The following is a 24,345-nucleotide window of genomic DNA, read 5'->3' on the forward strand; positions in this document are numbered from 1 at the left end:
GGTACTGCGGCGAGGTGCCGCGGTGCCACCGAGTGTGACGAAGGCCTCAGGGATCCGCCCGGAAGGGAAATCCGGCCGGATCGCCGTCCGTCGGTCCGCGGTTTCTTCGGGCCCGCACCGCATTGCCCGCAGACCTGCCGGTGGGGCCCTCCGTTCCACCGGTCACCTGGTGAAACGGCCGTCTCATCATATGGAAACCGCCGGTCGGGGCACCCCTGCTCGGTAGACTGGCGCGGACCGCACACCCCCTCCCCCCGGGGGTACGGGGGCCCCGCGCCCCCGAAGACGACACGAGTCGAGGAGCGCACGTGGGCCTTGTCGTGCAGAAGTACGGCGGCTCATCCGTTGCGGATGCCGAAGGCATCAAGCGCGTAGCCCGCCGAATCGTTGACGCCAAGAAGGCCGGCCATGAGGTCGTCGTCGTGGTGTCCGCGATGGGCGACACGACGGACGAGCTCATCGAACTCGCCGAGCAGGTGTCACCGCTGCCTGCCGGGCGTGAGTTCGACATGCTGCTGACCGCTGGAGAGCGCATCTCCATGGCGCTGCTGGCCATGGCGATCAAATCCCTGGGTCACGAGGCCCAGTCCTTCACGGGCAGCCAGGCCGGCGTCATCACCGACTCCGTCCACAACAAGGCGCGCATCATCGACGTGACACCGGGCCGCATCCGCACCGCCCTGGACGAGGGCAACATCGCGATCGTGGCCGGCTTCCAGGGGGTGTCCCAGAGCAGCAAGGACATCACCACGCTGGGCCGCGGCGGCTCGGACACCACCGCCGTCGCCCTCGCCGCCGCCCTCAAGGCCGAGGTCTGCGAGATCTACACCGACGTGGACGGCGTGTTCACCGCCGACCCGCGCGTGGTGAAGAAGGCCCGCAAGATCGACTGGATCGCCTACGAGGACATGCTGGAGCTCGCGTCCTCCGGCTCCAAGGTGCTGCTCGACCGCTGTGTGGAGTACGCCCGCCGCTACAACATCCCGATTCACGTACGCTCGTCCTTCTCGGGTCTCCCCGGGACGATCGTCAGCAACGACAACCCGAACCAGCCCGAAGGGGGCGAGATGGAGCAGGCCATCATCTCCGGAGTCGCCCACGACACCTCCGAGGCCAAGGTCACCGTCGTCGGCGTGCCCGACAAGCCCGGCGAGGCGGCCCGCATCTTCCGCGCCATCGCCGACGCCGAGGTCAACATCGACATGGTGGTGCAGAACGTCTCCGCCGCGTCCACCGGCCTGACCGACATCTCCTTCACCCTGCCCAAGACCGAGGGCCAGAAGGCCATCGACGCGCTCGGCCGGGTCAAGGACGGCATCGGCTACGAGTCGCTGCGCTACGACGACGCGATCGGCAAGATCTCCCTGGTCGGCGCCGGCATGCGCTCCAACCCGGGCGTCACCGCGACCTTCTTCGAGGCGCTCTCCGCCGCGGGCGTCAACATCGAGCTGATCTCCACCTCGGAGATCCGCATCTCGGTCGTCACCCGCGCCGAGGACGTGCCGGAGGCCGTCCGCGCCGTGCACAGCGCCTTCGGCCTGGACAGCGAGACGGACGAGGCCGTCGTCTACGGCGGCACCGGGCGATGACCCGGCGGCGGAGCGGAGGCACCGGGCGATGACCCGGGAGCCGAGCCGGGACACCGGGCGATGACCCGGCGGCCCGACCTCGCCGTCGTCGGCGCCACCGGCGCGGTCGGCGAGGTGCTGCTCGGCCTGCTCTCGCTCCGTCAGGACGTCTGGGGCGAAGTCCGACTCGTCGCCTCCCCGCGCTCGGCCGGCCGCAAGGCGGTCGTGCGCGGCGAGGCCGTCGAGGTCCTCCCGCTGAGCGAGGAGGCGTTCGAGGGCGTCGACGTCGCCGTGTTCGCCGTCCCCGACGAGGTCGCCGCCCAGTGGGCGCCGATCGCGGCCGCCAAGGGCGTCGTGGTCGTCGACGACTCGGCCGCCTTCCGCACCACCGAGGACGTGCCCCTGGTCGTCCCCGAGATCAACGCGGCCGCGCTGCGGATCCGCCCGCGCGGCATCGTGGCCAGCCCGGCCAGCACCACCCTCGCGATGATCGCGGCCGTCGGCGCGCTGCACGCCGAGTACGGGCTCAGCCAGCTCGTGGTCGCCTCCTACCAGGCCGCCGACGGCGAGGGCCGGGCCGGCGAAGCGGCGCTGCGCGAGCAGACCGCGCTCGTCGCGGGCACCGAGGTCGGCCGGCAGACCGGCGACCTGCGCGCGACCATCGCCGACCACGGGCCGTTCGCCGCACCGCTCGCGCTCAACGCCGTGCCCTGGACCGGCGGACTGCGCGAGGGCGGCTGGGCCGCAGAGGAGATGGGCATCCGCGACGAGTCCCGCAAGATCCTCGGCCTGCCCGCGCTGAAGGTCTCCGCGACCTGCGTCCACATCCCCGTCGTCCGCACCCACGCGCTGGCCGTGCACGCCCGCTTCGAACGCGAGGTCACCCAGGAGCACGCGCAGGACATCCTCCGGGACGCTCCCGGCGTGGTCCTCTACGACGACCCGGCGGCGGGCGAGTTCCCCACCCCGAACGACGTGGTCGGCACCGACCCGGTCTGGGTCGGGCGGGTCCGCCGGGCCCTCGACGAGCCGGACGCCCTGGACCTCTTCCTGTGCGGGGACAACCTGCGCAAGGGAGCGGCGCTCAACCTGCTCCAGATCGCGGAGCTGGTGGCGGGCGAGCTGACGGCCCGCTAGGGGCGTGTCCGTCGGACGCGCCCTGGGACCGCCCGGGTCGGTGCGGTCCTGACATGTGTTCCGATCTGCCCGGTTGTGTCCGTACCTGCGTTCATACCTGTGTCCGCTCCTCGACACAATCTGTCCGGAATCCCGAGGGAATCCCCTGGAGGCCCCTTCCGCCCATGCGGAAGAATGGGCCCCGGGCTGGGCAACCATGACAGGGGATCGAGTGTCCAACGGGCGTGGCGGACGTGATGGTGGGGGCGAGGGCGGGCATTCCGGCGAGGGCCGTGGTGTCGTTCCCCTCGCGCGCCCCGAGGCCTGCGAGTAGGCCGGAAGACGACCATATGACGGCGGCCGCACCCGGTGCGGCGGACTCCGGTGCCGGTACCGACGCGGGTACCAGCGAGGACCTGCTCACCGAGACCTACCAGGCGCACTACCGCTCGCTGCTGCGGCTCGCCGCGCTGCTCCTCGACGACCTCTCGACCTGTGAGGACGTCGTCCAGGAGGCGTTCATCCGGGTGCACGCCGCCCGGCGCCGGGTGCGCGAACCCGAGAAGACCCTGGCCTACCTGCGACAGACCGTCGTCAACCTCTCCCGCTCCACGCTCCGCCGACGGATCCTCGGGCTGAGACTGCTGCAGAAGCCCATGCCTGACATGGCCAGTGCAGAAGAAGGTGCCTACGATGCCCTGGAGCGCGACCAGTTGAAGGCCGCGCTGCGTGGTCTGCAACGCCGTCAGCGGGAGGTTCTGGTGCTGCGTTACTTCGTGGACATGACGGAGGCGCAGGTCGCCGACACCCTGGGCATCTCACTCGGCTCGGTGAAGGCCTACGGATCGCGCGGACTCGCCGCCCTGCGCGCCCAGATGGAGGCCGGTCATGGCTGAGGCGGACGGCGCCCGGCGGGCGGTGGGCGCCGCGGGTGGCGCGGGCAGCACGGGCGCGGGCGGCCTGGGTGGCGTCCAGGGCGCGGGTGGCCCGGCCGGTGGCGGCGGGCGTGCGGAGGCATCGGAGCTGTCGGAGCTGTCGGAGCTGTCGGGGGTGTCACGGTTGTCCACCGACGAACGGGTGGTGCGGGAGCTGATGCACCACGCCGTCGCCGGGATCCAGCCCTCGGCCGGCGGACTGCCCCGGATCCGCAGCGCCGTACCCCGTCGACGGGCCGCCCGGCGCGGCGCCTGGACCGGCGCCGCCGCCCTCGCCCTCGCCGTCGCCGTCGCCCTGCCGGTGCTGCACGAAGGGGAACACCTCGGACTCTCCGGCGGCCCCGGCTCGGCCGACGCCAAGAGCCCCGCCGCCACCTCCCCCAGCGGCAGCGCCATCGGCACCAGCGGCCCCGGCAGCGCCCGGCCCACCGGCCCCACCGGCACCGGGGACGCCCCACCCGCCGCCGGTACGGCCGCCACCTCGCACACCCCCGGAACCGGAGCCCCGCGCACCGACGGCGCCGTCACGCCCACCGGAACCTCCGGGGCCGGCGACGGCGGCATCGTCCCGCTCTGCACCCGGACCGACCTCGGCGGCGGCATCGCCCAGGTCGGTACGGCCGACGCGGCCGGACGGATCTACGGCTCGTTCACCGTCTACAACGTCTCCGGGCACAGCTGCCGCATCGGCGGGCCCGGCGCGGTCGCCGTCACCGGCGTCAGCGGCGGCGACCGCAACCGCGTCCGCACCGCCGACCACGCGCCGGGCGACCCGGCCGGCGGCCTCACCGCGATGGACGCGGAACCGCCGGTCCTCGCACCGCAGAGCGGGTACCGGGTGCCGTTCGCCTGGATCCCCGACCAGAGCTGCACCGACCCCGGCGGCGCCACCAGCGCACCCACCGGCGTCAACCAGGTGTCCCTGACCTCCCAGGCCCCCGTCTCCTCCGGCGTCCCGGCCTCGGGTGCCACCGGCGCCCCCAGCGCCAACCCCCGGGCCACCTCGTCCCCCTCGGCGGGGCCCACCTCGGCCCCCAGCCCCACCGCCACCCCGACCGCCAACCCCACCACCTCCGCCCCCACCGCCACCATCGCCCACACCCCAGCCCCGGGCAGCCCCACCGCGGCCACCGCGACCCTGCCGGTGGCGTGCAGCGGGACGCTGTACCGGGGTGGGGTGCAGGCGGTGGGTGGGTCGGGGGTGGTGGCGTCGGGTTCGCCTTCGGCGGGGTGAGGGGCGGGCGGTGGATGGGGCTGCGGGCCGTCGCGGCTCTGCGGATGGTGCGTGGTCGGACGCTGTACCGGGGTGGGGTGCAGGCGGTGGGTGGGTCGGGGGTGGTGGCGTCGGGTTCGCCTTCGGCGGGGTGAGGCGGTTGGTCGGCCGTGAACCGCTGTGAGGGCGCAGGGGGCCCGCGGTGCGCGTCGTGCCGAGGTGGGGTGTGCGCTGCCGTGAGGGTTCCGGTGGCTGGTGGGGCGATGTGCGGGGCCGGGGTGGATCGGTAGGACCGGGCCCGGGGGCGGGGTGGGTGTGAGGAGTGGTTACCGTGGGGGGTGTGTACCGGTTCCTCCTGACTCCGCGATGGCTGGGCGGCACCGCTTTGGCCGTGGCGGCCGTGGCGGTGTGCGTGTGGCTGGGCTCCTGGCAGCTCGGCCGGTTCGAGGACCGGGTGTCCACGCACCAGGAGACCGAGAAGGCGATCACCGCTTCGGGTGATGTGCGGCCGATCGACGCGCTGCTCGGTCCGGCGACCCCGCAGGTGACCACGGAGACGGTCGGCAAGCCCGTCACGGTGACCGGCAGCTACGACACCGAGCACCAGCTGCTGGTGCCCAACCGGGTGGTGGACGGCAAGCAGGGTTACTACGTGCTCACGCCGCTGCGCACCGCCGACGGGCACGCCGTCGCCGTGGTGCGCGGCTGGGCGCCCGGGGCGCCGACCGCGGGGGCGGCCGCCGAGCCGCCGCCGGGCGGGTCGGTGACGGTGACCGGTCGGCTGCAGGCCAACGAGGCCGTGGGTGCCAACGGTGCGGTGGCCGGCGGGCTGCCGGCCGGGCAGCTCGGCATGATCAACCGGGCCTCGCTGCTGAACGTACTGGAGTACGACGGCTGGTACGACGGCTGGGTGGCCGCCGACCAGGCGCCCGCCGGGCTGACCCCGGTGCCGACCGTGCAGCCCCAGGGCGGGGACGGTCTCACCCTGCGCGCGTTCCAGAACCTGGGCTACACCCTGGAGTGGTTCGTCTTCGCGGGTTTCGTCGTCTTCATGTGGTACCGCCTGCTGCGCCGCGAGGCGGAGGCGGAGCAGGACCGGGCCCTGGGACTGGACCCGGTCCTGGACTGACCGGGGGCCGACGCTCAGCGCTTGGTCGGCACCGGCGCGGGCACCGGAGCCCCGGCCGTCGGCTTCACCGGCGGCAGCCCCGGGGCCGGCAGCCCCGGGGCCGGGGCCGGTGGCTGGACCGGCGGCTGGGCCGGCGTCGTCGAGCCGACGGGCACCGGTGTCGGGTTGCCCGGGCAGTGGCTGTGGCCGCCGCTGCCGACGGTGTCGTCCGAGTCGTAGTGGTCGATGTGGTGGTGCACGGTGCGGCCGCTCTTCGAGCCCTTGGACCCGGAGCCCGACGAGCCCTTGGAGCCGCTCGACCCCTTCGATCCCTTCGAGCCCTTGGCGAGCTGGACGGTGCCGTCGCCGTCGGTCGGCTCGTACGCCGCCAGCACGACGGCCGCTCCCGCCCCGGCCGCGCTCGCCTTGGTCGCCGTGGCCGCCGTCGCCAGCGGCGTGGCGGGGACGGGCGGGGCCGGTACGGCCGGCTTGGCGGCCGTGGGGCTCGGGGCCGGCGGGCCGGCCGGGGGCGGGCAGGAGGCGTTGTCGCCGCGCGAACCCGAGCAGCCGGTGAGCACCAGGGCGCCGGCCACCACCGCTCCCGCGAGCATCAGCGCGCGTCTCACACCGACTCCCCGGCACCGTGGTCGGCGGTCGCGTCGTCGGCGGCGGGCAGGTGCCGACGGACGAAGTCGATCTCCAGCCGCAGCTGCTTGATCCGCTCCTCGACGACCAGCGAGCCGTGCCCGGCGTCGTACCGGTAGACCTCGTGCGGCTTGCCGAGCTGCTCCAGCCGTTCGACGTAGTTCTCGATCTGCCGGATCGGGCAGCGCGGGTCGTTGACCCCGGCGCTGATGTACACCGGCGCCCGCACCTGCTCGACGTACGTCAGCGGCGAGGAGGCGGTGAAGCGGTCCGGGACCTCCTCCGGGGTGCCGCCGAAGAGCGTGCGGTCCAGCGACTTGAGCGCCTCCATCTCGTCGGCGTACGCGGTGTGGTAGTCCGCGACCGGCACGGCGGCGATGCCGAGCGCCCAGGCGTCGGGCTGGACGCCGAGGCCGAGCAGCGTCAGGTAGCCGCCCCAGCTGCCGCCGGCGAGCACCAGCCGGCGCGGGTCGGCGAGGCCACTGGCGACCGCCCACTCCCGGACCGCCGCGATGTCCTCCAGCTCGATCAGGCCGACCCGCCCGTGCAGGGCGTCCGTCCAGGCCTGGCCGTAGCCGGTCGAACCGCGGTAGTTGACCCGGACCACCGCGAAGCCGTGGTCCAGCCAGGCGGCCGGGCCGGCGGCGAAGGAGTCGCTGTCGTGGTGGGTCGGTCCGCCGTGGATCTCGAACACGGTCGGGAGGGGACCGTCCTCGGGGCCGGTGCCGGCCGGACGCTGCACGAGCGCGTGCACCCGCCCGCCGGGTCCGTCCACCCAGACGTCCTCGACCGGGACCGAACCGGGCGGCACCGGGCCGGGCGCCCGCAGCACGACCGTCCCGGCGGTCGACCGGACGGCGGACGGCTCGGCGGCGGAGGACCACAGGTACTCGACGGTGCCGTCCGGACGGGCGGTGGCGCCGCTGACGGTGCCGCGCGGGGTCTCCAGGCGGACGAGCCGGCCGTCGGCGAGCGCGTACGTGAACAGCTCGCTGCGCGCCTCGTACTCGTGCTCCACCAGCAGTTCCTCGGCGCCGGGCCGCCACTGCGCGGAGACGTCGCCGGGCAGCTCGCGGCCCTGCTCGTCGCGCAGCTCCAGCGGGGTCTCGGCGCCGGTGGCGACGTCCCAGATCATCGGCTCCCAGCGGCCGGTGCGCTGGTGGGCGACCAGCAGGCGGGTGTCGCCCGCGACCGGGGCGAAGCCGAGGCAGGCGACGCCGCGCGGCTCGTCCCGGCCGGTGACCTCGTCCAGCTCGGCGACGGTCTCGACGGCGCCGGTCCCGGTGATGCGGACCACGCGGATCGCGGAGTGCATCGCGTCGCCGTGCTCGGTGTGGTCGATGGCGAGCAGCGTGCCGTCGTGGCTGAGGTCCCCGACGCCGCCGTACTCCGCGTGCCGGTAGATCTCGACCGGCCCGGCGTCGCCGGGGCGGCACAGGTGCAGGGTGGTGCCGTCCTCGTCGGTGGAACGGCCGACGACCGCGGTGCCGTCGCGGCCGAGGGCCAGCCCGGCCGAGTAGGAGGGGGCGAGGCCGGGCACCGCCTCCTCGTCCGGTCCGCCCGCGAACGGCTGGCGCCGCCAGACGCCGAACTCGTCACCGTCGTGGTCGTCGAACCACCAGATCCAGGCGCCGTCCGGGGACAGCTCGGCATCGGTGGTGCCGTTCGGGCGGTCGGTGACCCGGCGGTGGGTGCCGGTGGCGCGGTCCCAGGCGTAGACCTCGTAGGTGCCGGTCGCGTTGGACACGTACAACGCCCGGTCGGGGGCGTCCTCCGCCCAGTCGGGCAGCCACACCCGGGCCGCCCTGAACCGCTGCTCCCACGCCGGAACGGCGCTCTTCTCCTCGCTCATCCGACCATCCAACCCGATCGGGGGGAGGGAATGGAACGGGCGGGTGGGCCCGAGGCCACCCGCCCGGTGGTTCGGGGCGTGCGGGGAGGGAGCGCGGTGGTCGGTGCCCGCCGGTGCCCGCCGGGTGGTGGGCCCTGGTGCGGCGGTGGGAGGAGGCTCGGTGCGGTGGGGGCGGCCGTCGGATGAGGCGTCAGGTCCTGCGGGGCAACAGGCGGACCAGGACCACGAGGACCAGCTCCACTGCGGCCAGCACCAGGACGCTGTGACCGAACGCGGCGGTCGGGTCGCCGGCGCCGTAGTAGACGAGACCGATCAGCGCGATCCCGAGTGCCCCGCCGACCTGCTGCACGGTGGACACCACCCCGGCGGCGGAGCCCGCCAGCCGCGGCTCGACGCCCTCCAGGACGACGGCGGTCACCGGGGCGATCACCAGGCCCATGCCGAGGCCGTCCACGAACAGCCCGGGGGCCAGCCACCAGACGCTGCCGTGCGCGCCGCCGTGCACGGTGTCGGCCACGGCGCTGAGCGCGGTGTGGTGGGCGGTGCCGTTCGCGGTGCCGTACGCGGCGAGGGCGAGCAGGGCCAGCCCGGCGGCCATCAGCAGCCCGCCGACGGTGATCGTGCGGCGGCCGCCGAGCCGGGCGGTGACCCGGTGGACGGTGTGGGAGGTGATCAGTTAGCCGAGGCCGATCGCGGTGAAGACCAGCCCGGCGCCGAGCGCGTCCAGGCCTCGGCCGAACTGCAGGTGCAGCGCGAGCACCAGGAAGAAGGAGCCCTGGCCGAGCCAGAAGGCGAGTTGGGCGAGCACGCCGGCGCTGAAGGCGCGGCTGCGGAACAGGCGGGTGTCGACCAGGGCGGTGCCGGCGCCCTCGCCGCGGTGCGTGGTGGTGCGGTGCTGGTGCGCGGCGAAGGCGGCGAGCAGGACGACGGAGGCGCCGAGGCAGAGGACGGTCCACAGCGGCCAGCCCAGGGAGGGGCCCTGGATCAGCGGCAGCACCAAGGCGGTCAGCGCGGTGGTGACCAGCAGCACCCCGACCGGGTCCAGGCCGGGCCGCTGGGCGGCGCGGGACTCCGGCAGGCAGCGGCGGACCATCACGAGGGCGGCCAGGCCGATCGGCAGGTTGATCAGGAAACAGCTGCGCCAGCCGAGGCCGAAGAGGTCCGCGCGGATCAGCAGACCGCCGATCAGCTGGCCGAACACCGCGCCGACGCCCATCGTCAGCCCGTACCGGGCGAAGGCCCGCGCCTGCGCCGGGCCGCTGAACGCGGTCCGCAGGATCGCCAGCACCTGCGGGCCCATCAGTGCCGCCGCCAGGCCCTGCACCACCCGGGCGCCGACCAGCGCGGCGGCGGTGGGGGCGAGGCCGCAGCCCGCGGAGGCGAGGGTGAACAGGGCCAGGCCGAGCCCGAACACCCGGCGGCGGCCGTAGCGGTCCCCGAGGCGGCCGGCGGTGACCAGACCCGCCGCCAGGGCCAGGCTGAAGCCGGCCATCACCCACTGGACGGCGGCGGGGCCGGCGCCGAGGTCGCCCTGGAGGGAGGGGAGGGCGACGTTGACCACGAAGATGTCGAGGGCGGTCATGAAGGTGGCGGTCAGGACGACCGGGAGCAGGCCCTTGGGGGGCGGGGCGGGTGTCGGTGGGGCGTGCGGTGGTGCTTCCGGGGTGGCGTGCGGAGCGGCTTCCGGTGCGGGTGCGGGTACGGGTGCGGGTGCGGGCGCGGCCGGCGTCGGGCGGCGGGCGTTCAGGGCGGTGCTCATCTCGGGCTCTCCTCCGGGCGTGGGTGGTTCGGGGAGGGGAGGGGCGGGCCGGGTGCCGTGGGGGAGGGCCCGCCCCTCGGGTGGTCGGGTCCTCAGGCGCCCGGCACGCGGTCGAGGAAGCCGTACACCGCGCCGATCCGGCCGTCCGGGGTGGCCGTCAGCACGTCGAAACCGATCACCACCGGCTCGGCGCCGGCCGGGCCCAGGTTCCAGGTGAAGCGGGCGATGTCGTGGTGCGCGTCCACCGGGCCGAGGGTGAACTCCAGCCCCGGGAACTGGGCCTGGGCCGCGCCGATCAGCGCGTCGATCGCGTCCCGGCCGGCGACCGCGGCCAACGGGTCGGTGTAGCGGCCGTCCTCGGACCACACCTCGTCGATCAGCTTGCGGCGGGCCGCCGGGTCGGTCTCGTTCCACACCGCGAGGTAGCGCTCGGCGAGCTGCTGCAGGGCGGCGGTGGTGATCTCGGTCATCGTCATCTCCCGTGTTCCGGTGGGGTGTTGGCCGGTCGTTCCCGGTGCTCACCACGGTAGGGACGGGCGGGCGACGGCGAATCCGTCACGTATAGGCATGCGGGTACGTAGGTGTCGGGACGGGTGCCGAGGCCCCGCGGCGGGGGAGGTTCGCGCCGGGTGGCGCGGCCCGGATGAGTAGGGTCGGGAGCATGCTGTACGGGAGGGAAGACGAACAGGCCGCCGTCGACGGACTGTTGGACGCGGCACGCGCCGGTCGCAGCGGAGTCCTGCTGCTCCGGGGCGAGGCCGGCATCGGCAAGACCGCGCTGCTGGACGACGCCGTCGCGCGGGCGGGGGAGACGTTCCGGGTGATCCGGGCGACGGGCGTCGAGTACGAGGCCGAACTGCCGTACGCCGGACTGAGCCTGCTGCTCGCGCCCGGACTGGACCGGCTGGACGCCCTGCCCGGGCCGCAACGACGCGCCCTGGAGGCCGCCTTCGGACTCGCCGACGACGGGGACGCCGCCGGCCGGCCGGCCGACCGGCTGCTGGTCGGGCTCGCCACGCTCGCCCTGCTCGCCGAACTCGCCTCCGAAAAGCCGCTGTTGTGCGTCCTGGACGACCTCCAGTGGCTGGACCGGGCCTCGCTGGACGCGCTGCTGCTGGCCGCCCGGCGGTTCCAGGCCGAAGGGGTGGCCCTGCTGCTCGCCGCCCGCACCGGCGCAGGTCCCTCGGCGGACGTTCCGGCCGAACGCGGGCTCGGTCTCCCCGCGCTGGAGGTGACCGCCCTGGCCGAGGCCGACGCCACCCGGCTGCTGACCCGGCGGACCGGTCCCGACCTGCCCGCCGCCGTCCGCGACCGGCTGCTCGCCGAGGCCGCCGGCAACCCGCTCGCGCTCACCGAACTCCCCGTCACCGCCGGGCCGCAGGCGTACCAGCCGGGCGCCCTGCCCCCGGACGGCCTGCCGCTCACCAGCCGGCTGCTGATCGCCTTCCACGGCCAGGTCACCGGCCTGCCCGGGGCCACCCAGACCCTGCTCCTGGTCGCCGCCGCCGAGGAACGCGGCGAACTCGACGTCGTCCTGCCCGCCGCGGCCGCGCTCGGCGTCACCGCCGAACACCTCACCCCCGCCGAGGAGTCGGGCCTGGTGGCGGTCACCGCCGACCGCCGGATCGCCTTCCGGCACCCGCTGCTGCGCTCAGCCATCCTCCAACGCGCGCCGCACCACCAGAAGTCGCGCGTCCACCGGGCCGTGGCCGAGGCGCTGCCGGAGGGCGACCGCCGCACCTGGCACCTCGCGCTCGCCGCCACCGCCCCCGACGCCGAACTCGCCGACGCCCTGGAACGCGCCGCCGTCCGGGCCGAGCGGCACGGCGGACGCGGCGGCGCCGCCGCGTACGAGCGCGCCGCCCGACTCACGCCGGACCGCGACGCCGCCACCCGTCGACTCGTCCTGGCCGCCGAAGCCGCCACCGAGGAGGGCGAGTTGGCCCGGGCCGAGGCACTCGCCGACGAGGCCGCCGCCCGCACCGACAGCGTGCTGGCGCACGCCCTGCTGGACCAGGTCAGGGCCACCGCGCACTTCTGGCGCGGCTCGTACCCGACCGCCTACCGGCTGCTGCTCGACGCCGCCGGCACCGGCATCGACCCGTCGCACGCCGCCCGGATGCTCTTCCAGGCCTTCCACACCGCCTGGTACGCGGGGGAGGAACCGGTGGTCGCCGTCCTCGACCGCCTCGCCGCCCTCCCGCTCGCCGACGGCCACCCCCTCGCCCCGCTCGCCCGCCACCTGCCCGCCGCCGTCCTCCCGGCCCTCGGCCGGCCCGCGGCCGCACCGCTGCCGCCCGTCCGGGAAGCCGCCGAGGCCGCCCGACGGGCCGGTGCCGAGAGCCCCGTCGACCTGGTCCAGCTGTGCGGTGCCACCCTCGTCCTCGGCCGCGACGAGGAGACCGCCGAACTGGGCGCGGAACTGGTCGCCGAAGCCCGCGCCAAGGGCACCGTCGGCGTGATGCCCACCCTGCAGTTCTTCCTCGCCGAGGCCGAACTGTTCCACGGCCGCCACCGCGACGCGGAACTCACCGCCACCGAGGCCCTCGGACTCGCCCGCGACACCGGCCAGCACCAGTGGGTCAGCCAACTCACCGCGCTGCTCGCCTACCTGGCCGCCCTCGACGGCCGCACCGACCGGTGCGCCGAACTCGCCGCCACCGCCCTCGCCACCACCGGCCCGCAGACCGCCGCCCCCGCCGCCGGACTCCCCTGGGCCCAGTGGGCACTCGCCCTGCTCGATCTCGGCCAGGGCCGCGCCGGTGACGCCGCCGACCGCCTGCACACCCTCACCACCGGCCCGCACCGGCACCACGTCAGCGCCACCCGGGCCGTCCCCGACCTCGTCGAGGCCGCCGTCCGGCTCGGCACCCCCGAACGCGCCGCCGAGCCGTACGAACGCTTCGCCCGCTGGACCGCCGCCGCCGACCGCCCGTGGGCGGAAGCCCTCCGACTGCGCTGCCAGGCCCTGCTCGGCCCCGACGAACGCGCCGAAGCCGCCTACCGCGCCGCCCTCGCCCGGCACGAGCCCGGACACCGTCCCTTCGAACAGGCCCGCACGGCCCTCCTCTACGGCGAATGGCTGCGCCGCACCCGCCGCCGCACCGACGCCCGTCCCCACCTGCGCGGCGCCCTGGAAAGCTTCGACCGCCTCGGCGCCCACCCCTGGGCCGCCCGCGCCCGTACCGAACTCTCCGCCACCGGCACCCCCGCCCCCGACCCCGCGGGCGCCCCGCAGTCCCCGCTCACCCCTCAGGAACTCCAGATCGCCCGGCTCGCCGCCCGGGGCCTCACCAACCGCGACATCGCGGCCCAGCTCTTCCTCAGCCCCCGGACCGTCGCCCACCACCTCTACAAGGCCTACCCGAAGCTCAACATCACCTCCCGCACCGAACTCACCACGGTCCTCTGAGGGACCGGTACGGCCCGGGGCCCACCGAGAAGCGCCCGGCGGGCCCCGGGCCGGTTCGGCTCCGGTCGGCGGAACCGTCGTCGGCCGAGGGGGCTGTGCAGCGCTGCCCGAGGGGGCCGAGGGTGGTGCGGGGCGACCGGGTGACGGGGGTCACGGTCGGTGGGGCGGGGGCGGATACAACGTCAGAGGGCCCATCGGATTTCTCCGATGGGCCCTCTGCACTGGGTCGGGGTGGCGGGATTTGAACCCACGGCCTCTTCGTCCCGAACGAAGCGCGCTACCAAGCTGCGCCACACCCCGGTCCTGCGGTTTGTCGCTCCGTCTCCGTCGCAACGAGTAGAACTCTACCGGACGCTCGCCGAGACACGAAATCCGGTTTCGGGCGGGCGTCCGGTGGGGGTCAGCGGGGGGCCGGGGTGAGGGTGAGGAGGGTGGCTTCGGGGGGGCAGGCGAAGCGGACGGGGGTGTAGCGGTTGGTGCCGCAGCCGGCGGAGACGTGGAGGTAGGAGCGGTGGCCGCCGGCGGTGTGGGTGGAGAGGCCCTTCACGCGGCGGGTGTCGATGTCGCAGTTGGTGACGAGGGCGCCGTAGAAGGGGATGCAGAGCTGGCCGCCGTGGGTGTGGCCGGCGAGGATCAGCGGGTAGCGGTCGGCGGTGAAGGCGTCGAGGACGCGCAGGTAGGGGGCGTGGACGACGGCGAGGGAGAGGTCGGCGTCGGCGGAGGGGCCGCCGGAGACCTCGCTGTAGCGGTCGCGGCGGATGTGCGGGTCGTCGAGGCCGGTGAACTCGAGGTCGAGGCCGTTCAGGGCGAGGCGGCCGCGGGTGTTGGTGAGGTCGAGCCAGCCGGCCGCGTCGAAGCCGTCGCGGAGCTTCTCCCAGGGGTTGTGGACGGCGCCGGTGATGCCGCGGCGGGCGGTGCCGTCGGGGTTGTTCATGCCGTGGACGCCGCTGCGCATGGCCTGGAGGTAGCGGGCCGGGTTCTTGCGGGCCGGGCCGTAGTAGTCGTTGGAGCCGAAGACGTAGACGCCCGGGAACTCCATGAGCGGTCCGAGCGCGTCGAGGGTGGCGGGGACGCCGAGCGGGTCGGAGAGGTTGTCGCCGGTGTTGACCACGAGGTCGGGGCGCAGGCCGGCCAGGCTCTTCAGCCAGCGCTGCTTCTTGCCCTGGCCGCTCACCATGTGGATGTCGGACACCTGCAGGATCCGGAGGGGCCGGGCGCCGCGGGGGAGGACGGGGACCTCGACCCGGCGGAGGCGGAAGGCCCGCACCTCGTACCCGGCGGAGTAGGCGAGGCAGGCGGCGCCGGCGGCGGCGAAGCCGAGGGGAACGGAGTACAGCGGTCGCATCAGCCCATGCTCTCAGACGGTCGATCAGCTGGTGCACGCCCGGCGGAGCCGGGGCCGGAGCCGGAGCCGGGGTTCGGCCCGGAGGGGGCCGGGGGCGTCGGGCCGGGCTCGCGGCGGGCGCGCAGGGCGCGGACCTTGTGGCGGTTGCCGCAGCGTTCCATGGAGCACCAGCGGCGTCGGCCCGGCCGGGAGGTGTCGACGAAGAGCAGTCGGCAGTCGTGCGCGCCGCACTCGCGGACCCGGTCGGCGTAGGGGCCGGTGAGCAGGGCGATGGCGTCCCGGGCGAGGGTGGAGACCAGCTGTGAGCCGTCGGCGGGCAGCGGGGCGGCGGCGGTGCCGTCCGGGGCGATCCGGGGGACCAGCGGGGGGTGCTCGGCGGCCCGGTTGAGGACGGCGTAGTCCTCGGCCCCGCCCGGTTCGCCGTGGGCGCGGGCGGCGGCGACGCGCCAGAGGGCGTCGCGCAGGGTACGGGCGGCGGCCAGCTCGGGGGCGGAGATCCGGACGGCGTCGGCGGGCAGCCGCAGGCTGGAGCTGGGGAGCCAGGCGGCGAGGTCGGCGGGCCGGTGGAGGACCTCGTGGCGGGCGTACGGACCGGGGCCGCCGGTGGTGAGCAGTTCGAGGCAGGGGGCGCCGGGGTCGAAGCGGAACCGGGTGCCCGCGGGGGTGGTGAGGAGCAGCCCGGGCGGGGTGGGGGTCCGGTCGGCTCCGCCGGTTTCGTTGGCTCCGTCGGTCATGAGGCCAAGGGTAGGCGTAACCGGGTTGACCGGTTACCGGACGGGAAGGGGGAACGCGGGTGCCGCAGGCACGCTCGATCGTCGGTCGAAGGCCCTTGGCACGGCATACTCGGTCACCTGCGCAAACCGCAGGGGATACCCGGTGGAAACCTGGTTGAGAGCACCCACAGCCGAAGGATAAGAAGAGGAAATGACAACGCTCAAGGAGCAGCTGCAGGAAGACCTCACGGCTGCCATCAGGGACCGGGACGAGCTGCGCGCGTCCACCATCCGGCTCACGCTGTCCGCCGTCACCAGCGAGGAGGTGGCGGGCAAGCAGAAGCGCGAGCTGTCCGACGCCGACGTGCTGAAGGTGATCGGCCGCGAGGCGAAGAAGCGCCGGGAGGCCGCCGAGGCCTTCGACGCGGCGGGTCGCACCGACCAGGCCGCCCGGGAGCGGGCCGAGGGCGAGCTGCTCGCCGGCTACCTCCCCAAGCAGCTCTCCGACGAGGAGCTGGCCGGGATCGTCGCGGAGGCCGTGGCCGAGAGCGGTGCGACCGGTCCGCAGGCGATGGGCGCCGTCATGAAGCTGGTGAAGCCCAAGGTGGACGGCCTGGCGGAGGGCGGCCGGGTCGCCGCCGCCGTCAAGGCGGCGCTGTCCTGACCGCGGCCGGCCACGGTCGGACGGGGCACCTGCGCGGCCACGGTCGGACGGGGCACCTGCGCGGCGGCCGGAACCGAGCGGCCCGGTAGCGCCCCTGGGGGCCCTCCCGGCCCCGACGGCCCGTCACCCCGGCAGCACGCCGAAGGGGCGTCCTCCGAACCGGAGGGCGCCCCTTCGTCAGTGTTCCGCGGGCTCGGCCCGGGCGGTCAGCACGTGTTCGGCCGCGGGTCAGCCGTTGCCGTTGCCGCCTCCGTGCTTGCCGCCGTTCCCGCCGCCGATCATGCCCGGCGGGAAGGTGAACCCGCCGCCGATCATCCCGCCGGGGCCGCCGCCGCCGTTGTTGCCGCCGCCGGCGTTGCCGCCGGGCTGCGGCGGCGGGGGGTTGCCGCCGGGCTGCGGGTTCGGGTCGGCCGGCGGCTGGGGCGCGGCCGGGGGAGCGGTCGGCTGCGGGTCCGGGATGTCGGCGGTCTGGATCGGCTCCATCGGCGTGCCCTGGAGCGCCTGGTTCATCGCCATCTGCCAGATCGGACCGGGGCCGTCGGCGCCGAAGACCTCGTCGAAGTGCTTGCCGCCGATGTTGATGTTCTTCATCTTGACGCCGCCGGCCGGGCCGCCGAGCCAGACCGAGGTGGCCAGCGACGGGGTGTAGCCGCTGAACCAGGCGGCCTTCTTCTCGTCGGTGGTACCGGTCTTGCCGGCGATCTTGCGGCCGCCGTCGAGGCCGAGCGCGGCCGCGGTGCCCTTCTCGGTCACGTTCAGCAGGACGGTGTTGAGCTTGTCCGCGGTGTCCTCGGAGAAGGCCTGGCTGCACTGGGTCTGCGGGACGGGGAGGTCCTTGCCGTCCACCGTGGTGATCTTGTTGATCGCGACCGGGGTGCAGTACTTGCCGCGCGCGGCGAAGGTCGCGTAGACGTTCGCCATCGTCAGCGGGGAGAGCTCCAGGGTGCCCAGGACCATCGAGGGCACCTCCTTGAAGGCGTCACCCTTCGCGGACTGGGTGATGCCCAGCTTGTTCGCCATCTGCTTCATCGCGCAGAGGCCGACCTGCTGCTCCATCTGCACGAAGTAGGTGTTGACCGACAGGGCCATGGCCTGCTTGAGCTGGTACGGCCCGACCTCCTTGTCGGACTCGTTCTTCACCGTGGCCTTGCCCTCGCCCGGCGCGGGGACGTTCTTCCAGGTGCCCGAGCAGGTGGACATCTGCGGGTACTCGATCTTGTTCTCGGACGGGAACGCCTGGGTGGGCGACATGCCCGACTCCAGCGCCGCCGCGGCCAGGATCGGCTTGAAGGTCGAGCCGGTCTGGAAGCCGTTGCCGCCGCCCATCGCGGCGTCCACGTTGAGGTTGACGACGGTCTGGTTCTTGTTCGGGTCCAGGCCGTACGGGCGGGTCTGGGCCATCGCCAGGATCTTGCCGGTGCCCGGCTCCATCATGGTCGCGGCCGCCGACACCGTGTCGGTGACGTTGACCTTCTTGGTGACGGCGTTCTGGGCCGCGGCCTGCTTGTCCGGGTCCAGCGTGGTGTAGATGTTCAGGCCGCCGGTGTCCCAGCGCTTCTTGCGCTCGTCGGCGCTCTTGCCGAACGCCGGGTCCTGCTTGATCACGTGGCGGACGTAGTCGCAGAAGAAGCCCATCCCGGCCTGGGCGGTGATGCAGCCGTTCTGCGGGTCCTTGTACTTCAGACCCAGCGGGGCGGCCTTCGCCTCCTTCGCCTGGTCCGCGGTGATGTGCTTGTTCTCCAGCATCTTGTCGATCACGACGTTGCGGCGCTTGACCGTGTTGTCGGGGTAGCGCACCGGGTCGTAGGACGACGGGTTCTGCACCATGCCGGCCAGGGTGGCGGCCTCGGCGATGGTCAGGTCCTTGTTGCTCTTGCTGAAGTAGCGCTGGGAGGCCGCCTCGACCCCGTAGGCCTGGTGGCCGTAGAAGGTGATGTTGAGGTAGTTGGTGAGGATCTGATCCTTGGTCAGGTCCTCCTCCAGCTTGATCGCGACCTTCAGCTCCTGGATCTTGCGGCCCAGGGTCTTGCGCTGGGCCTCCAGGACGGCCGCCTGGTCGTCGCCGGCCTTCTCCACGTTGACGTTCTTCACGTACTGCTGGGTGAGCGTCGACGCGCCCTGGGAGGCGGTGCCGCTCTCGGCGTTCTTGCTGATCGCCCGGAGCACGCCCTTGAGGTCGACGGCGCCGTGCTCGTAGAACCGGGCGTCCTCGATGTCCACCTGGGCGTGCCGCATGAACGGCGACATCTGGTCGGAGGTGAGGACGGTGCGGTCGCGCTCGTAGACCTTGGCGATCAGGCCGCCCTTGGCGTCGAAGATCTGGGTGGCCTGGGTGAGCGGCGGGGTCTTGAAGTCGTCGGAGATGTTGTCGAAGCTCTCCGCCGTGTCCTTGGCGGTCAGCCCGATGGCGCCGACGGCGGGCAGGGCGAGGCCTGCCAGCAGGACTCCGGAGAGCACGCTGACGCCCAGGAACTTCACGCCGTTGCCGACGTGGTCCAACGGTGATCCGCCGCTCCTGCCGCGCGGAGCTCCGGTGTTGCCTGGGGGCTGGGATGCCTGTGGGCGCTTCGGTGCCATGGGGAGAACCCTACGTCGCGGATTCCCGTACAGAGGGGCAGGTGTTCGCCTAGGCTTGTCACAGCCTTGGCACAGCTTCGGTGCGTCAACATCACTCACTCTTGTGGGTGGAGAGAGTTGCCCGAATTGCCCGCAGATGTCCGGGTTTTGAAGCGGCCAAGGCCTGCCGCATCGGCGTGAACGGTTACGCTTCGTGATGACGCCTGTGGCGAGAGTGCGGGCTCCGCTTTTGGCAATGCCTGCGACCTGCGATCACTCCAACGAGTGAGCTGGCCGATACCCATAGTCCAATCGGGTCATTCGAGATTGAGCCCGAAGGGGCTGTTGCAAGCTGTCGTTCTTCCGTAACGTCCTCAACTGGCAACGGTGAATATGCCGTTGCCGCCGTGGGGGAGCCTCGAATACGGGAGAGGACGGCGCCGGCATGGGCTGGGTTGACGACTGGAGTGCGCAGGCCGCCTGCCGCACGAGTGATCCGGACGAGTTGTTCGTCCAGGGGGCGGCACAGAACCGCGCGAAGGCGGTGTGCAGCGGCTGCCCGGTGCGGACGGAGTGCCTCGCGGACGCCCTGGACAACCGGGTGGAGTTCGGGGTCTGGGGCGGGATGACGGAGCGCGAGCGCCGGGCGCTGCTGCGCCGTCGCCCGACGGTCATCTCGTGGCGGAGGCTGCTGGAGACGGCCCGCACCGAGTACGAGGAGTCCCTCGCGACCGGAGTGATACTGACGGACTACGCCCAGGCGGGCTGAGTCCGGCCGAACCGGCCACGCGCCGGAGCGGGTCCCAGGGCCGGCCGGCCCCGGCGGGCGCCCACGCCGCACCGCCTCGCGCCGCCCCCCGCCGTGCCCTTCCACCCACCGCGGGCTTCACGCCGCGGTCCCCCGCGCCGGGCCGTCCTACGGGCCGCCCGACACCGTGCCGCCCTACGCCGTGGCGCCCTACGCCGTGGCGCCCTACGCCGTGCCGCTGAGCCGGCCCCCGATGGCCCGCAGTCCGTCCAGGTCGTGCACGTCGCCCGGCAGCGCCGGGACCTCCACGATCGGCACGTCCGGGTAGACCGAGACGAAGCGGTCGCGGGTGCGCCGCTCCCGCCCCATGATCTGCATCCGCTCCGCGTGCAGCCGCAGCAGCCCGGCCGCGAGCAGCTCCGCCTCCGGCGAGGAGTGCTCCGAGCCGTTCTCCTCCAGTGCCTCGGCCGCCGCCAGCGCCCGCTCCGCGGTGAGCTGCGGGGCGCCCGTGCCGTGCACCCGGTTGAGCACCAGCCCGGCCAGCGGCATCCGGTCCGCGGCGAGCCGGTCCACGAAGTACGCCGCCTCGCGCAGCGCGTCCCGCTCCGGCGCCGCCACCACCAGGAACGCCGTGCCCGGCGCCTTGAGCAGCTGGTACGTGCGGTCGGCGCGCTCGCGGAAGCCGCCGAACATCGAGTCCATCGCGCTCACGAAGGTCTGCACGTCGGTGAGCAGCTGGGCGCCGAAGATCTTGCCCAGGGTGCCGGTGAGCAGGCCCATCCCGGCGTTCAGGAAGCGCATCGCGCTGCGTCCGCCGACCTTGGCCGGAGCGGTCAGGATCCGGATCACCCGGCCGTCCAGGAACGACCCGAGCCGGTTGGGCGCGTCCAGGAAGTCCAGCGCCGAGCGGGACGGCGGGGTGTCCACGACGATCAGGTCCCACTCCTCGGCGGCGCGCAGCTGCCCGAGCTTCTCCATCGCCATGTACTCCTGCGTGCCCGCGAAGCCGGCCGACAGGGACTGGTAGAACGGGTTCTCCATGATCGCCTTGGCCCGCTCGGGCTCGGCGTGGGCCAGCACGACCTCGTCGAAGGTCCGCTTCATGTCCAGCATCATGGCCTGGAGCTCCCCCTCGCCCGTCACCCCCTTGACCACCCGGGGGGTGTTGTCGAGCTCGGTCAGGCCCATCGACTGGGCGAGCCGACGGGCCGGATCGATCGTCAGCACCACGACCTTGCGGCCGCGTTCGGCGGCCCGCAGGCCGATCGCCGCGGCGGTGGTGGTCTTGCCGACGCCGCCGGAGCCGCAGCAGACGATGATCCTGGTCTTCGGGTCGTCGATCAGCTCGTCGACCGCGAGCCGCTTCCCGGTGCTCCGCACGCCGTTGGTGGTCATGCCGCCCCCTGCCGCTTCAGGTCGCCCGCCAGCCGGTACAGCCCGCCGAGGTCCACGCCCTCGCCCAGCAGCGGCAGTTCGTACGTCGGGATCCGCAGCTGCTGCAGGTCGGCGCGCTGCGCGCGCTCCAGCTCGACCCGCTCGGCGTGCTCCCTGGCCTGCTCCAGAAGCGGGTCGATCAGCGGCTCCACCGCCGCCCGGACGGTCTCCGGCTTGCGCGAGCGGCCGCCGAGCCCGGCCTCGCCGAGCGCCAGGGCGACCTCCTCGCGGTGGTTGCCGTCCACTGCGGCCACCGCCGCCGCGTCCAGCACCGGCGGCCGGACCATGTTGACCATCACCCCGCCTACCGGGAGCTTCGCCTCGCGCAGCTCCGCGATGCCGTCGACCGTCTCCTGCACCGGCATCTCCTCCAGCAGGGTGACCAGGTGCACCGCGGTCTCCGGCGACTTGAGCACCCGCATCACGGCCTGCGCCTGGTTGTGTATCGGGCCGATCCGGGCCAGCCCGGCGACCTCGGCGTTGACGTTCAGGAAGCGGGTCAGCCGCCCGGTCGGCGGGGCGTCCATCACCACCGCGTCGTAGCGGCGCCGGCCGTCCTGGTCCTTGCGCCGGGTCGCCTCGCAGGCCTTGCCGGTGAGCAGGACGTCCCGGACACCGGGCGCGACGGTGGTGGCGAAGTCGACGAAGCCCACCTTCTGCAGCGCCTTGCCCGCCCGGCCGAGCTTGTAGAACATCTCCAGGTACTCCAGCAGCGCCTGCTCGGTGTCGATCGCCAGCGCGAACACCTCGCCGGAGCCGCCCCCCGCGGCGGGCAGCCCCAGCTGCCGACGGGAGACCGAGGCGATCCGGCGCTCCTCGTACGGCAGCGCGGCGATGCCGAACAACTCGGCGATGCCCTGCCGGCCCTCCACCTCGATCAGCAGCACCCGACCGCCGTCGGCGGCGAGCGCCAGCGCGAGCGCGGCGGCCAGCGTGGTCTTCCCGGTGCCGCCCTTGCCGCTGACCACGTGCAGCCGGACGCCCTCCCAGTCGGGGTCGCGCCGGTCCGCCTGGCCGGGGGTGCGTGCCACGCTCCGTCTCCGTCCGTCTCCGTCCTACGGGCGTCCCCTCCTGACGAGGGTGCCCCTCACCAGGGTGCCCTCTCGCGAGGGTAACCAGGGACCGCACCGGATGCCCGGAGCACCTGGGGTTGCCAGGCCTGATCATGCCCTCTTTGTGCCCCACCTCACACGCCGCCCGCCGCAGCGCGCCGATCGTCGCGGCGGCTCGTCTAGAGTCTGGCCATGACCAAGTGGGAATACATGACGGCGCCCCTGCTCGTGCACGCCACCAAGCAGATCCTGGACAACTTCGGCGAGGACGGCTGGGAGCTCGTCCAGGTCGTGCCCGGCCCGAACCCGGAGCAGCTGGTGGCCTACTTCAAGCGGGAGAAGAACGCATGAGCGCCGTCGAGTCGAAGCTCGCCGAGCTGGGCCTGACCCTGCCGCCGGTGGCGGCGCCGGTCGCCGCGTACGTGCCGGCCGTGCGGTCCGGCGAGTTCGTGTTCACCTCCGGCCAGCTGCCCGTCGTCGACGGCAAGCTGCTGAACACCGGCAAGGTCGGCGCCGAGGTGTCCCCGGAGGAGGCCAAGGAGCTCGCGCAGCGCTGCGCGCTGAACGCCCTGGCCGCCGTGAAGTCCGTGATCGGCGACCTCGACCGGATCGAGCAGGTCGTCAAGGTCGTCGGCTTCGTGGCCTCCGCCCCCGACTTCACCGGCCAGCCCGCCGTGATCAACGGCGCCAGCGAGCTGCTCGGCCAGGTGCTCGGCGAGGCGGGCGTGCACGCCCGCAGCGCCGTCGGCGTCGCGGTGCTGCCGCTGGACGCCCCGGTCGAGGTCGAGATCCAGGTGCGCGTCAAGCAGGCCTGAACGTGATCACGGAGGCGGGCCAGGCCCTGGCCGACCCCGCCTCCGTGCGCTTAGCATCCGGGCATGGACCATCGAGCAACGACGCTCCCGATGCCGCCCGGGTGGCCCGCCCGGATCCGGGCGGTCGAATCCGGCGTGCTGACCCCGCCGGTGCCCAGGCCCGCCGCCACCGTCGTACTGCTGCGCGACGCCGCCGACGGGCCGGAGGCCTACCTGCTGCGCCGACGCACCTCGATGGCCTTCGCGGCCGGGATGTACGCCTACCCCGGCGGTGGGGTGGACCCGCGGGACGCCGAGGTCGAGACCGGCTGGGCCGGCCCCCCGCCCGAGGAGTGGGCGCGTCGGCTCGGAGTGGACGAGCGGACGGCCCGGGCCGTGGTCTGCGCGGCCGTCCGCGAGACCTTCGAGGAGGCCGGCGTGCTGCTGGCCGGCCCGGATGCCGGGAGCGTCGCCGCGCCGCGCGACTGGTCCGCCGAGCGGGCCGCGCTGGAGGCGCACGAGCTGTCCTTCGCCGCGTTCCTCCGCGACCACGGCCTGGTGCTGCGCAGCGACCTGCTGGGCGGCTGGGCCCGCTGGATCACCCCGGAGTTCGAGGAGCGCCGGTACGACACCTGGTTCTTCGTGGCGGCCCTGCCGGAGGGCCAGCGCGCGGCCCTGGAGGTCGGCGAGGCCGACCGGGTGGCCTGGCTGAGCCCGGCGGAGGCGGTCCGCGGCCACCGGGAGGGCCGGTTCGGCATGCTGCCGCCGACCGTCACGGTGCTGCGCGAGCTGTCGCCGGTGCGCACCGCCGCCGAGGCGCTGGCGGCGGCCGCCGACCGCCGGCTGGAGCCGGTGCTGGGCCGGGCCGAGGTCCGCGGGGACCGCATGACGGTCCGCTGGCCGGGGTACGACGAGCTGACCATCGACGGCGAGTTCCCCGAGGACTCCTGAGACGACGACCCGGGGAAGTCGACCCGCGGAAGACGACCCGGGGAAGACGACCCGGGGAAGACGACCCACCCTCACCACCGCAGAGAAAGGACCGACGCCCGATGACCCACAACGAGGTGGCTCGCCGGACGGCACCCGAGATACCCGCCCGCCGTCTGATCCCCCGCACCCCGGCCTGCGACGAGCCGGTCCCGTTCGTCGAGGTGGCGCAGCGCGCCCTCGTCCGGGCGCTGCCGCTGCGGGCCCTCCATCGGGACGGCGGAGGCGGCCGGTGAGCGAGCGGCCCACCGAACGGAGCGAGCACACCGGGCGCGGCGAGGTGGGCGCATGAGCGAGCGGAGTGAGCGAGTCATCGAGGGGTGTGCGTTGCGCGAAGCGCCTGCCGGGCGCGGCGAGGTGGGCGCATGAGCGAGCGGAGTGAGCGAGTCATCGAGGGGTGTGCGTTGCGCGAAGCGCCTGCCGGGCGCGGCGAGGTGGGCG

At 74.0% G+C, this 24,345-nt stretch carries 22 protein-coding genes and 1 tRNA gene; 12 read left to right on the forward strand and 11 right to left on the reverse strand.

The window, feature by feature from the left end:
- Positions 1 to 308 precede the first annotated feature (308 nt).
- From ACIRD3_RS24175 to ACIRD3_RS24195, 5 genes are all read left to right on the forward strand, one after another.
- Positions 309 to 1,589, forward strand: coding sequence for an aspartate kinase (locus ACIRD3_RS24175; RefSeq protein ID WP_402220197.1), 1,281 nt, complete (start codon positions 309 to 311; stop codon positions 1,587 to 1,589).
- A gap of 60 nt (positions 1,590 to 1,649) precedes the next feature.
- Entirely contained in the window at positions 1,650 to 2,705 is a 1,056-nt protein-coding gene (locus ACIRD3_RS24180; RefSeq protein WP_402220199.1) for an aspartate-semialdehyde dehydrogenase, read from the forward strand.
- Between the two features lie 329 nt (positions 2,706 to 3,034).
- Positions 3,035 to 3,580, forward strand: a complete 546-nt coding sequence (locus ACIRD3_RS24185; RefSeq protein WP_350519763.1) for a SigE family RNA polymerase sigma factor — start codon at positions 3,035 to 3,037, stop codon at positions 3,578 to 3,580.
- Positions 3,573 to 4,853: a hypothetical protein gene (locus ACIRD3_RS24190; protein WP_402220201.1), complete on the forward strand. Its 1,281-nt coding sequence runs from the start codon at positions 3,573 to 3,575 to the stop codon at positions 4,851 to 4,853. Before ACIRD3_RS24185 ends, ACIRD3_RS24190 begins: the two co-directional genes overlap by 8 nt.
- A gap of 319 nt (positions 4,854 to 5,172) precedes the next feature.
- The gene (locus ACIRD3_RS24195) at positions 5,173 to 5,961 is read left to right on the forward strand and encodes an SURF1 family protein (RefSeq protein ID WP_402220204.1); all 789 of its coding nucleotides are present in this window, start codon (positions 5,173 to 5,175) and stop codon (positions 5,959 to 5,961) included.
- Positions 5,962 to 5,975: 14 nt separating this feature from the next.
- Here ACIRD3_RS24195 and ACIRD3_RS24200 read toward each other — a convergent pair whose 3' ends face one another.
- The 5 genes from ACIRD3_RS24200 to ACIRD3_RS24220 form a co-directional block, all read right to left on the reverse strand.
- Positions 5,976 to 6,566: a hypothetical protein gene (locus tag ACIRD3_RS24200; RefSeq protein WP_402220207.1), complete on the reverse strand. Its 591-nt coding sequence runs from the start codon at positions 6,564 to 6,566 to the stop codon at positions 5,976 to 5,978.
- The gene (locus ACIRD3_RS24205; protein WP_402220210.1) at positions 6,563 to 8,437 is read right to left on the reverse strand and encodes a S9 family peptidase; all 1,875 of its coding nucleotides are present in this window, start codon (positions 8,435 to 8,437) and stop codon (positions 6,563 to 6,565) included. The genes ACIRD3_RS24200 and ACIRD3_RS24205 overlap by 4 nt, the downstream gene beginning before the upstream one ends.
- Positions 8,438 to 8,627: 190 nt before the next feature.
- Complete coding sequence (locus ACIRD3_RS24210) at positions 8,628 to 9,035, reverse strand: hypothetical protein (RefSeq protein ID WP_402220212.1); 408 nt, start codon at positions 9,033 to 9,035, stop codon at positions 8,628 to 8,630.
- Positions 9,036 to 9,113: 78 nt separating this feature from the next.
- On the reverse strand, positions 9,114 to 10,196 hold the full coding sequence (locus tag ACIRD3_RS24215; RefSeq protein ID WP_402220214.1) for an MFS transporter: 1,083 nt from the start codon (positions 10,194 to 10,196) through the stop codon (positions 9,114 to 9,116).
- Positions 10,197 to 10,288: 92 nt separating this feature from the next.
- Positions 10,289 to 10,666 (reverse strand): nuclear transport factor 2 family protein, encoded by a 378-nt coding sequence (locus tag ACIRD3_RS24220; protein WP_121174687.1) that lies wholly within the window; start codon positions 10,664 to 10,666, stop codon positions 10,289 to 10,291.
- 191 nt (positions 10,667 to 10,857) lie between these two features.
- Here ACIRD3_RS24220 and ACIRD3_RS24225 point away from each other — a divergent pair, with 191 nt between their 5' ends.
- On the forward strand, positions 10,858 to 13,608 hold the full coding sequence (locus ACIRD3_RS24225; protein ID WP_402220217.1) for an AAA family ATPase: 2,751 nt from the start codon (positions 10,858 to 10,860) through the stop codon (positions 13,606 to 13,608).
- A 226-nt stretch (positions 13,609 to 13,834) separates the two neighbouring features.
- Here ACIRD3_RS24225 and ACIRD3_RS24230 read toward each other — a convergent pair.
- The 3 genes from ACIRD3_RS24230 to ACIRD3_RS24240 form a co-directional block, all read right to left on the reverse strand.
- Positions 13,835 to 13,908: transfer RNA gene (locus ACIRD3_RS24230), tRNA-Pro, on the reverse strand.
- Between the two features lie 100 nt (positions 13,909 to 14,008).
- Positions 14,009 to 14,953: a metallophosphoesterase gene (locus ACIRD3_RS24235; protein WP_402220220.1), complete on the reverse strand. Its 945-nt coding sequence runs from the start codon at positions 14,951 to 14,953 to the stop codon at positions 14,009 to 14,011.
- Entirely contained in the window at positions 14,953 to 15,687 is a 735-nt protein-coding gene (locus ACIRD3_RS24240; RefSeq protein ID WP_402220222.1) for a CGNR zinc finger domain-containing protein, read from the reverse strand. The genes ACIRD3_RS24235 and ACIRD3_RS24240 overlap by 1 nt, the downstream gene beginning before the upstream one ends.
- A 190-nt stretch (positions 15,688 to 15,877) precedes the next feature.
- Here ACIRD3_RS24240 and ACIRD3_RS24245 point away from each other — a divergent pair, with 190 nt between their 5' ends.
- Positions 15,878 to 16,330, forward strand: coding sequence for a GatB/YqeY domain-containing protein (locus ACIRD3_RS24245; protein ID WP_402220225.1), 453 nt, complete (start codon positions 15,878 to 15,880; stop codon positions 16,328 to 16,330).
- Positions 16,331 to 16,558: 228 nt separating this feature from the next.
- Here the strand turns inward: ACIRD3_RS24245 and ACIRD3_RS24250 are convergent, their stop codons facing one another.
- Positions 16,559 to 18,829: a transglycosylase domain-containing protein gene (locus ACIRD3_RS24250; protein ID WP_402220228.1), complete on the reverse strand. Its 2,271-nt coding sequence runs from the start codon at positions 18,827 to 18,829 to the stop codon at positions 16,559 to 16,561.
- A gap of 502 nt (positions 18,830 to 19,331) precedes the next feature.
- Between ACIRD3_RS24250 and ACIRD3_RS24255 the strand changes: the two genes are divergently transcribed.
- The gene (locus tag ACIRD3_RS24255) at positions 19,332 to 19,655 is read left to right on the forward strand and encodes a WhiB family transcriptional regulator (protein ID WP_030240986.1); all 324 of its coding nucleotides are present in this window, start codon (positions 19,332 to 19,334) and stop codon (positions 19,653 to 19,655) included.
- Positions 19,656 to 19,859: 204 nt separating this feature from the next.
- Here the strand turns inward: ACIRD3_RS24255 and ACIRD3_RS24260 are convergent, their stop codons facing one another.
- Both ACIRD3_RS24260 and ACIRD3_RS24265 read right to left on the reverse strand, forming a co-directional pair.
- Positions 19,860 to 21,029: an ArsA family ATPase gene (locus ACIRD3_RS24260; RefSeq protein ID WP_402220231.1), complete on the reverse strand. Its 1,170-nt coding sequence runs from the start codon at positions 21,027 to 21,029 to the stop codon at positions 19,860 to 19,862.
- Positions 21,026 to 22,099 carry an ArsA-related P-loop ATPase gene (locus tag ACIRD3_RS24265; protein WP_402220233.1) on the reverse strand — a complete coding sequence of 358 codons (1,074 nt, stop codon included), beginning with the start codon at positions 22,097 to 22,099 and terminating at the stop codon, positions 21,026 to 21,028. The genes ACIRD3_RS24260 and ACIRD3_RS24265 overlap by 4 nt, the downstream gene beginning before the upstream one ends.
- Positions 22,100 to 22,312: 213 nt before the next feature.
- On the opposite strand from ACIRD3_RS24265, the gene ACIRD3_RS24270 reads away from it, so the two are divergent.
- The 4 genes from ACIRD3_RS24270 to ACIRD3_RS24285 all read left to right on the forward strand — a co-directional run bounded on the left by ACIRD3_RS24270 (position 22,313) and on the right by ACIRD3_RS24285 (position 24,140).
- Positions 22,313 to 22,471 (forward strand): DUF4177 domain-containing protein, encoded by a 159-nt coding sequence (locus tag ACIRD3_RS24270; protein ID WP_094743074.1) that lies wholly within the window; start codon positions 22,313 to 22,315, stop codon positions 22,469 to 22,471.
- A complete protein-coding gene (locus tag ACIRD3_RS24275; protein WP_402220235.1) occupies positions 22,468 to 22,935 on the forward strand; it encodes a RidA family protein in 468 nt (155 codons plus the stop codon). The genes ACIRD3_RS24270 and ACIRD3_RS24275 overlap by 4 nt, the downstream gene beginning before the upstream one ends.
- Positions 22,936 to 22,998: 63 nt before the next feature.
- A complete protein-coding gene (locus ACIRD3_RS24280; protein WP_402220237.1) occupies positions 22,999 to 23,865 on the forward strand; it encodes an NUDIX hydrolase in 867 nt (288 codons plus the stop codon).
- A 101-nt stretch (positions 23,866 to 23,966) separates the two neighbouring features.
- Positions 23,967 to 24,140: a hypothetical protein gene (locus ACIRD3_RS24285; RefSeq protein ID WP_402220240.1), complete on the forward strand. Its 174-nt coding sequence runs from the start codon at positions 23,967 to 23,969 to the stop codon at positions 24,138 to 24,140.
- Positions 24,141 to 24,345: the final 205 nt, after the last annotated feature.

The sequence above is a fragment of the Kitasatospora sp. NPDC093550 genome (assembly GCF_044764985.1).
Classification (GTDB): domain Bacteria; phylum Actinomycetota; class Actinomycetes; order Streptomycetales; family Streptomycetaceae; genus Kitasatospora.

Excerpts from the sequence above, each read along its gene's own strand:
- ACIRD3_RS24220 (WP_121174687.1), bottom strand. The coding sequence starts at position 10,666 with ATGACCGAGATCACCACCGCCGCCCTGCAGCAGCTCGCCGAGCGCTAC.
- ACIRD3_RS24245 (WP_402220225.1), top strand. The coding sequence starts at position 15,878 with ATGACAACGCTCAAGGAGCAGCTGCAGGAAGACCTCACGGCTGCCATC.
- ACIRD3_RS24260 (WP_402220231.1), bottom strand. The coding sequence starts at position 21,029 with ATGACCACCAACGGCGTGCGGAGCACCGGGAAGCGGCTCGCGGTCGAC.
- ACIRD3_RS24270 (WP_094743074.1), top strand. The coding sequence starts at position 22,313 with ATGACCAAGTGGGAATACATGACGGCGCCCCTGCTCGTGCACGCCACC.
- ACIRD3_RS24285 (WP_402220240.1), top strand. The coding sequence starts at position 23,967 with ATGACCCACAACGAGGTGGCTCGCCGGACGGCACCCGAGATACCCGCC.
- ACIRD3_RS24185 (WP_350519763.1), top strand. The coding sequence starts at position 3,035 with ATGACGGCGGCCGCACCCGGTGCGGCGGACTCCGGTGCCGGTACCGAC.
- ACIRD3_RS24190 (WP_402220201.1), top strand. The coding sequence starts at position 3,573 with ATGGCTGAGGCGGACGGCGCCCGGCGGGCGGTGGGCGCCGCGGGTGGC.
- ACIRD3_RS24235 (WP_402220220.1), bottom strand. The coding sequence starts at position 14,953 with ATGCGACCGCTGTACTCCGTTCCCCTCGGCTTCGCCGCCGCCGGCGCC.
- ACIRD3_RS24180 (WP_402220199.1), top strand. The coding sequence starts at position 1,650 with ATGACCCGGCGGCCCGACCTCGCCGTCGTCGGCGCCACCGGCGCGGTC.
- ACIRD3_RS24215 (WP_402220214.1), bottom strand. The coding sequence starts at position 10,196 with ATGAGCACCGCCCTGAACGCCCGCCGCCCGACGCCGGCCGCGCCCGCA.
- ACIRD3_RS24205 (WP_402220210.1), bottom strand. The coding sequence starts at position 8,437 with ATGAGCGAGGAGAAGAGCGCCGTTCCGGCGTGGGAGCAGCGGTTCAGG.
- ACIRD3_RS24240 (WP_402220222.1), bottom strand. The coding sequence starts at position 15,687 with ATGACCGACGGAGCCAACGAAACCGGCGGAGCCGACCGGACCCCCACC.
- ACIRD3_RS24225 (WP_402220217.1), top strand. The coding sequence starts at position 10,858 with ATGCTGTACGGGAGGGAAGACGAACAGGCCGCCGTCGACGGACTGTTG.
- ACIRD3_RS24275 (WP_402220235.1), top strand. The coding sequence starts at position 22,468 with ATGAGCGCCGTCGAGTCGAAGCTCGCCGAGCTGGGCCTGACCCTGCCG.
- ACIRD3_RS24210 (WP_402220212.1), bottom strand. The coding sequence starts at position 9,035 with ATGGCCGCCGGGCTGGCCCTGCTCGCCCTCGCCGCGTACGGCACCGCG.
- ACIRD3_RS24255 (WP_030240986.1), top strand. The coding sequence starts at position 19,332 with ATGGGCTGGGTTGACGACTGGAGTGCGCAGGCCGCCTGCCGCACGAGT.
- ACIRD3_RS24280 (WP_402220237.1), top strand. The coding sequence starts at position 22,999 with ATGGACCATCGAGCAACGACGCTCCCGATGCCGCCCGGGTGGCCCGCC.